The organism is Streptomyces antioxidans (assembly GCF_000968685.2).
Lineage (GTDB): Bacteria > Actinomycetota > Actinomycetes > Streptomycetales > Streptomycetaceae > Streptomyces > Streptomyces antioxidans.
In genome coordinates this window covers 42,358-53,618 of sequence record NZ_LAKD02000109.1, presented here as the reverse complement: position 1 = coordinate 53,618, position 11,261 = coordinate 42,358, and the positions used below count along the sequence as shown (strand labels likewise).

Sequence of the window (11,261 nt, the reverse complement as noted above, 5' to 3'; positions counted from 1 at the left end):
CCGAACACCCCGAACACCCCGAACACCCCGAACATCCCCAACGCCCCGGACAGGAGGCCGCCTCATGACCGCCGCCGTCGCGCCCCCGGAAGCGTCGCGGGAGGACGACGCCGTACTCGACATCAGCGGCCTGGTCCGCCACTTCACCGGCCCCGCGGGCACCGTCAGGGCGGTCGACGGGGTCAGCCTCAGCATCGGCCGGGGCGAGATCGTCGGCCTGGTCGGGGAGTCCGGCAGCGGCAAGTCCACGGTGGGGCGGTGTGCCGTACGGCTGGACCGACCGACCGCGGGGCAGGTGACGATCAACGGCCGCGATGTGACCCGTCTTTCGCAACGGGCGCTGCGCCCGCTGCGCAAGGACTTCCACCTGGTCTTCCAGGACCCGTCCTCCTCGCTCGACCCCCGGATGACCGTGGGTGCCATCGTCGGCCAGCCGCTGCGGCTGCACCGCCTGGCCTCCGGCGACGCCCTGCGCGACCGGGTCGCCGCGCTGCTGGCCCAGGTGGGGCTGCGGCCCGAACTGGCGCGGCGGCGGCCCCATGAACTCTCCGGCGGACAGCGGCAGCGGGTCTCCATCGCCCGCGCGCTGTCGGTCGATCCCCAGCTGCTGGTGGCCGACGAGCCGACCTCGGCGCTTGACGTCTCCGTCCAGGCGTCCGTGCTCAACCTGTTGGCGGACCTCCAGCGGGAGCGACGGTTCGGCTGTCTGTTCATCACCCATGACCTGGCCGCCGTCGAGTACCTCGCCGACCGGATCGCCGTGATGTACCTGGGGCAGCTGGTGGAACAGGCCCCGGCCGCCGAGCTGTTCGCCGACCCCAAGCATCCGTACACCCAGGCCCTGCTGTCCGCGGCCCCGGTGCCGAATCCGGCCGCGCAGCGGTCGCGCGCCCGGATCGTGCTCAGCGGGGAGCTGCCCAGCCCGCTGGACCCGCCGAGCGGCTGCCGCTTCCACACCCGCTGTCCGCTCGCCGTCGACCGTTGCCGCACCGAGCCGCCGGTACTGCGGCGGCTCGCGGAGGGCGGCGGGCGCCGCCAGGTCTCCTGCCATCTGGTGGCGGACGACGGCACCGCGCCCGACGCCTCGGCCCCCGAGAAGGCCTCGGCCTTCTGACCGGCCCTCACATAGCCGCACCCGCACCCGCACGAGATCAGGAGCCCGCCGAGATGTTCACCACCCGGCCCACCCTGCAGGGCACCCATGGCATGGTGTCCTCCACCCACTGGCTGGCCTCGCAGTCCGCCATGGCCGTCCTGGAGGACGGCGGCAACGCCTTCGACGCGGCCGTGGCCGCCGGGTTCGTCCTGCATGTGGTCGAGCCGCATCTGAACGGGCCCGCCGGGGAGGTGCCGATCATCCTCGCCCCAGCGGGCGGCGAACCCACCGTCTTGTGCGGACAGGGCCCGGCCCCCGCCGGGGCCACCATCGACCACTACACCGCGCTCGGCCTCGACCTCGTCCCCGGCACCGGCCCGCTCGCTGCGGCGGTGCCCGGTGCGTTCGACGCCTGGATGGTGCTGCTGCGCGACCACGGCACGAAGCGGCTCGCCGAGGTGATGCGGTACGCGATCGGCTACGCCGAGCACGGCCATCCGGCGGTCGAGCGGATCGGGGGTGCCATCGAGGCGGTGCGGGAGCTGTTCGAGACCGAGTGGACGACCTCGGCCGAGCTGTATCTGCCGGACGGGAAGTCCCCCGGCGCCGGACGGCTGCTCACCAACCCGGCGCTGGCCGCCACCTGGCGGCGGCTGGTCACCGAGGCGGAGGCGGCAGGGCCGGGGCGCGAGACCCAGATCGAGGCCGCCCGCCGGGTCTGGCGCGAGGGCTTCATCGCGGAGGAGCTGGCGGACGCGGCGGCCCGGCCCGTGATGGACTCGTCCGGGCACCGCCACGCCGGGACCATGACCGGGGACGATCTGGCCGCGTTCGAGGCCACGTACGAGCCGCCGGTCCGGCACTTCTGGAACGGCTGGACCGTGTGCAAGGCCGGGCCGTGGAGCCAGGGACCGGTGCTGCTCCAGCAACTCGCCCTGCTGCCGTACGGGCTGGGCGAGGCCGACCTGGGCACGCCCGACTTCCTGCACCTGCTGATCGAGGGCGGCAAGCTGGCCATGGCCGACCGCGAGGCGTGGTACGGGGACGCCGCCGACGTTCCCCTGGCGGAGCTGCTCTCGCGTCCGTACAACGACGAGCGGCGGGCGCTGATCGGCGAACGCGCCTCGTACGAGCTGCGCCCCGGGAGCCCCGGGGGCCGTACGCCGCGCCTGAGCACACAGGCGCTGGCCGCCGTGGCCCGCGCCGCGTCCGGGGCGGACGGACCGGCCGCCGGGCCGGGCATCGGTGAGCCGACGCTCGGCACCGAACCGGCGGGCGACGGAGGGGACTTGGGCCTGGGGCTGGGAGGCCCGGCTCACGGCGAACCCGCCATCGATCGGGACGGGGTGACCCGGGGCGACACCTGCCACCTCGATGTGGTGGACCGCTGGGGCAACATGGTCGCGGCCACGCCCAGCGGCGGCTGGCTGCAGTCCAACCCCGTCATCCCGGCGCTGGGTTTCCCTCTCGGCACCCGGCTCCAGATGACCTGGCTGGACCCCGGCCTGCCCAACTCCCTCACCCCCGGCCGTCGCCCCCGCACCACGCTCACCCCGTCGCTCGCGCTGCGCGACGACACCCCCGTCATGGCCTTCGGCACTCCCGGCGGCGACCAGCAGGACCAGTGGAGCACCCACTTCTTCCTCGGGGTCGCGCTACGGGCGCCGGTGCGCTCCGGCCTGGATCTGCAGGGCGCCATCGACGCCCCCAACTGGCACCAGGAGTCCTTCCCCGGCTCCTTCCACCCCCGGGCGATGACGGCGGGCCGGGTGGTCGTCGAGTCCCGCATCGGCGAACCCGCCATCGCGGAACTCCGCCGCCGCGGCCATGACGTCGTGGTCGGCGCCCCCTGGTCGGAGGGCCGCCTGTGCGCAGTCGCCCGCGACCCGGAGACGGGCATCCTCCTGGCCGCCGCCAACCCACGCGGCACCCAGGGCTACGCGGTAGGCCGCTGACCCCCGCGGACCGGCGTGCCCGCCAGCTGGCCGAGGGGCGTCCGACGGACCGCGTCGCCTGCGGCGGGCTGCTTCCCCTCCCCGCCCCTTCCCACAACCGGGGCTCCGCCCCAGCCCCCGGCCGCGTCGCAGACGGCGCGGTCGGCCTCCCCACCCGATGCGCCGATCCCCACGACGGCCAACCCGTCACCCCCGGGGTCCGGGGCCGAAGCGGTGCCCCAACCACGAACAGCCCACCACCACCGCGGGCGTACGACGACGACAGTCGACCCGTCGACCCGTCGACCCGTCGACCCGTCGACCCGTCGCCCCGGGGAGAGCACCCCGCCCGCCCAGCCATGCGGGTGTTCGGCGACGATGGCCGACCCATCACCCCCGAGGAGTCTGGGTCGGAGCCCCACCACGCGGCGGAGCCGCATATCGAGGCCGTGGGAAGGGGCGGGGAGGTGAAAGCCCCGCCGGCGGCGTGGACGCTAGCGTTCGTATCCGGTGGGGTCTGCGGATCGCAGCTTCTCGGCCCGGTTCAGCGGGTCGTAGCCGGGGCCGACGCCCTCGACCAGGATCACATCGCCCTCGATGTGATCGGTGCGCAGCGCCAGGATGTCCTGGTAGGCGGGCGACGCGTACCACTTGCGGGCGGCCGCCATCCCGCCCGGGAACTCGATCAGCACCACACTGCCCGGCCACTCCCCCTCGACCACCTCCAGCGTGCCGCCGTGGATGACGAACCGGCCGTGGAAGGGGTCGAGGGTGGCCTGGATCCGTTCCAGGTACTCGATGACGTCGGGGTGCGGGCTGCGGTCGTGCAGATGCGCGAACGCGTAGGCGGCGGGCATGGCTCCTCCATAAAGTTCCAGCAGGTCGGCGACACGGATCAGCCTGCCGCGCCCCGCCTGGAGCGTCGATTACCCGTGAGGTCATGACGCGGACCCGGGCGGAGTGATCATGGCGGCCATGACGGTGGGCACCGGGCGGGCCCAGCCGTGCCCCCTCCCGGTGATCTCCGCCCTCTCCACAGGTTTTCCACAGGCCGTACCGGACCCTTTCCGAAACCCAGGCGATCAGAACTAATGTGCTGTTTCATGGACACCCCGCCCCCCGATGTCCGCGCCGACCGCGCCGACCGCGCCGACCGCGCCGACGACGTTCTCGCCCTCGCCCGGCTGGCCACCCGGCGCGGGGCGGTACGGGAGATGCTCGGCTGGCTGGCGCGGCGGGCCGGGGGCCCGGCCGTGCTGGTCGGGGAGGCGGGGCGGGTGCTGGCCGGGCCGGGCGGGGAGCACGACCCTGTGGTGGCGCGGCGCGCCGCCGAGGCCGCCGCCGACGCCGCGGTCGAGCTGCACCGGCGCGGGGCGGCGTCCGCCGTGCTGGGCGGGGGCGAGGGGCCCCCGGTGCATCTGATCGCGCTCGACACCGGCCCCAGGACGTATCTCGCCGTCGTCGGGCCGGACGATCCGCACTGCGGAGTGCTGCTCGCCGACGCCGCCCGCACCCTCGCCCTGTGCTGGCGGCTGGAGCAGTCCGAGCGGGCGCGGCGGCGGATCGAGTCGGCCGAGGAGCACAGCCGGGAGGCGGTGCTGCACCTGCTGATGGTGGGCAGCGTGCCCGCCGCGCAGCGGATCGCCGGGGCGCTGCGGCCGGCGCTGCCCACGGTGGTCCAGATGTATGTGATCGAGTGCCCGCACGCCCGGCGGCGCGAGATCGCCCGGCGGATCGACCGCGAGGCGGAGGGCGGGGCGTGGATCGTGCCGTGCCCGGTGCGCCCGAACCACCTCCTCGCACTCGTACCGCCCGAGCCGGGTCCGGCTACGGGTCCGGGCTCGGGTTCCGGGAGCGGTGTTCCGCGCGGCGCGCGGTTCCGTGACTCGCTGGACCAGCTGATCGTCCGGCTGGCGCCCGAGTGCCGGGTCGGGGTGAGCACGCCGGTCGCGCTGCGGGACACGCCGACCGCGTACGAGCAGGCGATCCACGCGCTGGCGGTGGCCCGTAACGCGCGCGAGCACCGTGCGGGCTTCGGCGGCGCCGTGGATGTGACCGCCCTGGCGGGTCCGGAGGGCTATGTGTGGGCGGGCGAGCTCCTGGCGCCGTGTCTGCGGTACGCACCGGCCCGCCGCGCCGACCCGGGTCCGCAGGAGCTGCTGGGCACGCTCGGGTCGTGGCTCAGCTTCGGCGGGGCGGCCAGCCGCCATCTGAAGATCCACCGCAATACGCTCGCGGCGCGGATGCGCCATCTGGACGAGCTGCTGGGCGTGGAGGTCAGCCGCAGCCTGGCCGCGCAGTCGGCCGCCTGGCTGGCGCTGCGGCTGCACACCGCGCCCCAGGCCGCGGCGGCCCGCGCCCAGACCCCGCCGGGGCACACCGCCACGCTGGACGCGGTGCTGGGCACCCCCGCCGCCGGGACCTGGGCCCGGGCCCAGCTGCACCCCCTGGAGCGGGGCGGTCCGACGTCCGGTCTGGAGACCGTACGCATCTGGCTGCGCGCCGACGCCCGCCTCCCCGCCGCTGCCGCCGCCCTCGGCATCTCGCTGCCGGGCGCTCGCAAGCGCCTGACCAGGGCGGAAGACATCCTGGGGCGCTCCCTGCTGAACGCGCCGAGCGCGAAGTACGAACTGTGGCTCGCGATGAGAGCCTTGGGCGCGCTCTGACCCGGGCACCCACGCTCGGACGCGCCGACGCCCGCGGGGGCGACGCGCGCGCGTCGCCCGTTTACCGCCGTATACGCCGTTCACTAGAGCACTCACCGTTCGAAGGGGAACCGCCCGGCGTCCTCACTGTGCATATCGTTCCTCGCCGCGGGCGCCGCGGGCGCCTATCGTCCTGGACAAGCCAGGACGGGTCGCGCCGAGCCCCGCCGCCCGCCGAGGGCTGACCGCGCGTTCTCCCCACCCGCACGGCACCGCATCCGGCCCGGCCGCCCCGCCGGGCCCATAAGCCGGGGCCGGCCCCGCGCGACGACGGGGGTGTCGCGCGTGGCCAGCCCCTCCCTCCCTTGAAACCGGCACGGACAGGCCCACCCCGTTCGGGGGAATGAGAAGGCCTTATAAAAGCGCGCTTCTACAAGCAGCTGCTTATACTCGCTTGTGGCGTGGTCAATCAACATCCATGACGAGGTGGCCGACTGGTTCCTCGCCCTATGTGCTCACGATCCGCATTCGGCCGACTCGGTGGAGCAGGCCATCGAGCTGCTGGCGGCCATAGGCCCGAGCCTCGGCCGTCCCATGGCCGATGTGATCCACGGCAGCTCGATGGGGAACCTCAAGGATTTACGCCCGGGTGCGGCCGGCCGGACCGGAATCCGCATCCCCTTCGTCTTCGACCCCGACCGGGAGTGCGTCCTCGTCGTGGCGGGCGGCAAGGCGGGCAACTGGCGACGCTGGTACGACATCGCCGTCCCACTCACCGAGGAGCGCTGCCGGCAGTGCCTCGACCACAAGGAGAAGGCGGCGGAATGAACGGTTTCACCTCGTGGGACGAGGTCAAGAGGAGTGGCGAGCGGATCCGTCGCGAGGCCCACCCCGAGGTGGGCGGGGCGGAGTGGGCGGCACGGAAGGAGGCCGCACGTCTCCAGCAGGAGGCCCACCTACTGGGCCATCACCTGCAGCGGCTGCGGAGGGAGCGGGGGCTCACCCAGCAGCAGGCCGCCGCCCAGCTCGGCATCACCCAAGCCCGCGTCTCCCAGCTGGAGCAGGGCAAGTCGGTGGATCTCACGGCGATGCGCGCCTATGCGCAGGCCCTGGGGGCACGGCTGACCCTGGTGCTCGAAGTCGACGATCAACAGATCCGCATCGTCTGAGCCCGACGGCGTCGCCGGTTCGCACACCATGGCACGGTCATCGCGCGGCGGTCGGGGCATGCGCCGCGGCTCCGCCCGGCGACCGGTCCACGAGCACCGGCACCGGGCGTGCCGCGATCACCCTCACGCCCCCGGCACCGACCTCACGCCTCCGGCACCGACCTCACGCTGCCCCAAGCGCCGACCTCACGACCCGGCCACCGCCCTCACGACCCCAGGATCGACGTCAGGAACTCCCCCGTCCACGCCAGTAGCTCCCGCCCCACCAGCGGCTTTCCGCCGATGCGGGCGGTGGCCGGGCGGGGCACCAGGACCTGCTTGGTGGCCGGTTTGATGACCGAGCGCTGGTGGAGGCGCTTGAGGCGCAGCTCCTGGGATTCGCGGAGCTCCACCGGGGAGAAGCGGATGTTGGAGCCCTGGAGGGTGATGTCCGAGACGCCGCAGGCGCGGGCCAGCAGGCGCAGACCGGCGACCAGGAGGAGGTTCTCCACCGGCTCGGGGAGCTTGCCGTAGCGGTCGGTCAGCTCCTCGCGGACGGCGCGGATGTCGTCCTCGCTGGTGGCGGAGGCGATCGCCCGGTACGCCTGGAGGCGCAGCCGCTCACCGGGGGCGTAGTCGTGCGGAACGTGCGCGTCGACCGGAAGCTCGATCTTGACCTCCAGGGGCGCCTCCGCGGGCTCGCCCTCGCCCGCCTCGATCGAGGCCCGGAAGTCGGCGACGGCCTCGCCGACCATCCGGACGTAGAGGTCGAAGCCGACCCCCGCGATATGGCCGGACTGCTCGCCGCCGAGCAGATTGCCCGCGCCGCGGATCTCCAGGTCCTTCATCGCCACATACATGCCCGCGCCCATCTCGGTGTGCTGGGCGATCGTGGCCAGCCGCTCATGGGCGGTCTCGGTGAGCGGCTTCTCGGGCGGGTAGAGGAAGTACGCGTAACCGCGCTCGCGGCCACGGCCTACCCGGCCGCGCAGCTGGTGCAGCTGGGACAGGCCGAAGTTGTCGCCGCGCTCCACGATCAGGGTGTTGGCGTTGGAGATGTCGATCCCGGACTCGACGATGGTCGTGGAGACCAGCACGTCGAACTCCTTCTCCCAGAAGTCGACCACCACCTGCTCCAGCGCGTTCTCCGACATCTGCCCGTGAGCGGTGGCGATCCGCGCCTCGGGGACGATCTCGCGCAGCCGGGCGGCGGCCCGGTCGATGGACTCCACCCGGTTGTGGATGTAGAAGACCTGGCCCTCGCGCAGCAGCTCACGCCGGATCGCCGCGCCGATCTGCTTCTGCTCGTACGGACCGACGAAGGTCAGCACCGGATGGCGCTCCTCCGGCGGGGTGGTGATCGTGGACATCTCGCGGATGCCGGTGACCGCCATCTCCAGGGTGCGCGGGATGGGCGTGGCGGACATGGTCAGCACGTCCACATTGGCGCGGAGCTTCTTCAGCTGCTCCTTGTGCTCGACGCCGAAGCGCTGCTCCTCGTCCACGATGACCAGGCCCAGGTCCTTGAACTTGGTTTCGGAGGAGAAGAGCCGGTGGGTGCCGATGACGATGTCGACCGAGCCGTCCCGCAGCCCCTCGAGCACCGCCTTGGCCTCGGTGTCGGTCTGGAAGCGGGAGAGCGCCCTGACGTTGACGGGGAACTGGCCGTACCGCTCGCCGAAGGTGCCGAAGTGCTGCTGCACCAGCAGGGTCGTGGGCACCAGCACCGCCACCTGCTTGCCGTCCTGGACCGCCTTGAAGGCGGCGCGGACCGCGATCTCGGTCTTGCCATAGCCGACGTCGCCGCAGATCAGCCGGTCCATCGGAACCGACTTCTCCATGTCCTCCTTGACCTCGGCGATGGTGGTGAGCTGGTCGGGGGTCTCCGCGTAAGGGAACGCGTCCTCCAGCTCACGCTGCCAGGGGGTGTCCGCGCCGAAGGCGTGGCCGGGCGCGGCCATCCGGGCCGAGTAGAGCTTGATCAGGTCGGCGGCGATCTCCTTGACGGCCTTCTTGGCGCGCGCCTTGGTCTTGGTCCAGTCGGCGCCGCCGAGCCGGTGCAGGGTCGGCGCCTCACCGCCCACGTACTTGGTGACCTGCTCCAGCTGGTCGGTGGGCACGAAGAGCCGGTCGCCGGGCTGGCCGCGCTTGGCCGGGGCGTACTCCACCACCAGATACTCGCGGGTGGCGCCCTGGACGGTGCGCTGCACCATCTCGATGTAGCGGCCCACGCCGTGCTGCTCGTGGACGATGAAGTCGCCCGCCTCGAGGGTGAGCGGATCGATGGTCTTACGGCGGCGCGCGGGCATCCGCGCCCCGTCCTTGCCCGCGGCCTTCTGCCCGGACAGGTCGGTCTCGGTCAGCACGGCCAGCTTCAGGCCCGGGTCGACGAAGCCGTAGTCGATCGAGCCGCAGGCCACGTGCACCACGGACGGCTTGATCTCGGTGAGGTCGCCGTCCAGCCGGGCCGCGATCCCCTCGCCGCTCAGCACCTCGACGGTGCGGGAGGCGGGGCCGTGGCCCTCGGTCACATAGACCGTGCGCCAGCCGTCGGCGAGCCAGCCCTTGGTGTCGGCCAGCGCCCGGGCGGTGTCCCCGCGGTAGCTCTCGGTGGCGCGCATGCCCAGCTTGACCGTGTCCGCGTCCAGGTCCTCGTCGGCCGCGAAGGGGCTCACCGACCACCACATCATGCCCAGCTCACGGGCGTGGTCGCGGACGTCCGCGATGCTCCACAGGGAGGCCGCGCCGACGTCGATCGGGGCCTCCCCTCCCCCGGCGGTGGCCGCCCAGGACGCCTGCAGGAACTCCTGGCTGGTGGCCACCAGGTCCGCCGCCCGGGTGCGCACCCGCTCCGGCTCGCAGACGACCGTCATGCTGCCCGCCGGGAGGACGTCCAGCACCAGCTCCATCTCGTCCACCAGGACGGGGGCCAGGGACTCCATGCCCTCGACCGCGATCCCCTCGGCGATCTTGCCCAGCAGCTCGCCCAGCTCGGGATGGGCCTCGGCGAGGGCCGCGGCCCGCTCCCGTACGTCCTCGGTCAGCAGCAGCTCCCGGCAGGGCGGGGCCCAGAGCCCGTGCTCGGCGACCTCCAGGGAGCGCTGGTCGGCCACCTTGAAGTAGCGGATCTCCTCGATGTCGTCGCCCCAGAACTCGATCCGGAGCGGATGCTCCTCGGTCGGCGGGAAGACGTCCAGGATGCCGCCGCGCACGGCGAACTCACCGCGCTTCTCGACCAGTTCGACCCGGGAGTACGCGGCGGCCACGAGCCCGTCCACGATCTCCTCCAGATCGGCGGTCTGCCCGGCCCGCAGGCTTACGGGCTCCAGGTCGCCGAGCCCCTTGACCTGCGGCTGGAGCACGGACCGCACGGGCGCGACGACGACGGAGACGGGACCGGCCGCCGGGTCGTCCGGGCTCGGATGGGCCAGCCTGCGCAGCACCGCGAGGCGCCGCCCCACGGTGTCCGAGCGCGGGGAGAGCCGCTCGTGCGGCAGCGTCTCCCAGGACGGGTACTCCACCACTGCGTTTTCATGGCCTGACGGCATCAGCGAGCGCAGCGCCGCCGCCAGGTCCTCCGCCTCCCGGCCGGTGGCCGTCATCGCGAGCACGGGTCGGCTCGCGGAGCGCGCCAGCGCGGCGATGGCGAACGGGCGGGCGGCGGGCGGGCCGACCAGATCGACGTGGGGGCGATGGCCGTCGGCGGCGCCGCGCACCGCCTCGGCGAGCGCGGGGTCCCTTACGACGGCGTCGAGCAGACCGGTGAGGCTCATAAAGGGGTATTCCATCCCGGAGGCGGACAACGCGAACGACCCGACACGTGTCACGGGCCGGGGGTCTTCCAGAGTACGGCCACCCGCGGACAACGTCCGCCGGTCCGCCGCTCCGCCCACGCGTCTGTGGACCACGCCCCGCCCCGCCTGGGCCGCGCCCTGCCCCGCCTGGGGGCGCCCCGGTCAGCCCGGGGCGCCGCCCTGGTCAGCCCCGATCAGCCCGAGGTCGTGCTCGAGCACCCGGCGGTGAGGGTACTGCCGGGCTTGTTCTTCTTCGTCTCCTCGTCCTTGAGCTTCCCGTTGACGAATATCTGGCAGCCGATTTCCTTCTTCGGCTCCGCGGAACCCGCCTGCAACGACAGCGACCTCCCGGGCTTCACCTTGAACTTCTTCGACCACGGCGTCTTGACGTTTTCGAGGTCCAGGTCGGCATCCCCGCCGCTCTTCTTGGCGCCGGTATACAGACTCGAATTGATACCGGGAACGTAGACGCTCGCCGGTGAATCCCCCGTCACCTTGAATTCGACGGTCACCATGCCGTCGTCGTCGGCTTTTTTCGTGTCGCCATTGTCGGAGCAGCCCGCCAACAGTGCTACCGCGATGGCCAGACAGGCCACGGCCTTATGTGTACGCATTATTCCCCAACGGTATTTTCCAGCCACGGC

Annotated in this window: 8 protein-coding genes; 5 read left to right on the top strand and 3 right to left on the bottom strand. The window is 72.9% G+C overall.

All coding sequences use genetic code 11. The features are described from left to right. Nucleotides 1-64 precede the first annotated feature (64 nt). On the top strand, nt 65-1,114 hold the full coding sequence (locus VT50_RS31900) for an ABC transporter ATP-binding protein (protein WP_046090762.1): 1,050 nt from the start codon (nt 65-67) through the stop codon (nt 1,112-1,114). Between the two features lie 53 nt (nt 1,115-1,167). Next, on the top strand, nt 1,168-3,051 hold the full coding sequence (locus tag VT50_RS31895; protein ID WP_046090763.1) for a gamma-glutamyltransferase family protein: 1,884 nt from the start codon (nt 1,168-1,170) through the stop codon (nt 3,049-3,051). A 473-nt stretch (nt 3,052-3,524) separates the two neighbouring features. On the opposite strand, the gene VT50_RS31890 is transcribed toward VT50_RS31895, so the two are convergent. Further along, nucleotides 3,525-3,887: a DUF1330 domain-containing protein gene (locus tag VT50_RS31890; RefSeq protein WP_046090488.1), complete on the bottom strand. Its 363-nt coding sequence runs from the start codon at nt 3,885-3,887 to the stop codon at nt 3,525-3,527. 246 nt (nt 3,888-4,133) lie between these two features. On the opposite strand from VT50_RS31890, the gene VT50_RS31885 reads away from it, so the two are divergent. The 3 genes from VT50_RS31885 to VT50_RS31875 all read left to right on the top strand — a co-directional run bounded on the left by VT50_RS31885 (nt 4,134) and on the right by VT50_RS31875 (nt 6,844). Further along, nucleotides 4,134-5,696 (top strand): PucR family transcriptional regulator, encoded by a 1,563-nt coding sequence (locus VT50_RS31885; RefSeq protein ID WP_046090489.1) that lies wholly within the window; start codon nt 4,134-4,136, stop codon nt 5,694-5,696. Between the two features lie 435 nt (nt 5,697-6,131). Continuing rightward, nucleotides 6,132-6,503: a type II toxin-antitoxin system RelE/ParE family toxin gene (locus VT50_RS31880; RefSeq protein WP_046090490.1), complete on the top strand. Its 372-nt coding sequence runs from the start codon at nt 6,132-6,134 to the stop codon at nt 6,501-6,503. Next, nucleotides 6,500-6,844 (top strand): helix-turn-helix domain-containing protein, encoded by a 345-nt coding sequence (locus tag VT50_RS31875; protein WP_046090491.1) that lies wholly within the window; start codon nt 6,500-6,502, stop codon nt 6,842-6,844. The genes VT50_RS31880 and VT50_RS31875 overlap by 4 nt, the downstream gene beginning before the upstream one ends. Before the next feature lie 206 nt (nt 6,845-7,050). On the opposite strand, the gene mfd is transcribed toward VT50_RS31875, so the two are convergent. Together mfd and VT50_RS31865 are read right to left on the bottom strand one after the other, a co-directional pair. Further along, nucleotides 7,051-10,596, bottom strand: a complete 3,546-nt coding sequence (mfd, locus tag VT50_RS31870; protein WP_046090492.1) for a transcription-repair coupling factor — start codon at nt 10,594-10,596, stop codon at nt 7,051-7,053. A 215-nt stretch (nt 10,597-10,811) separates the two neighbouring features. Next, nucleotides 10,812-11,213, bottom strand: coding sequence for a hypothetical protein (locus VT50_RS31865; RefSeq protein ID WP_046090493.1), 402 nt, complete (start codon nt 11,211-11,213; stop codon nt 10,812-10,814). Between the last annotated feature and the right edge of the window lie 48 nt (nt 11,214-11,261).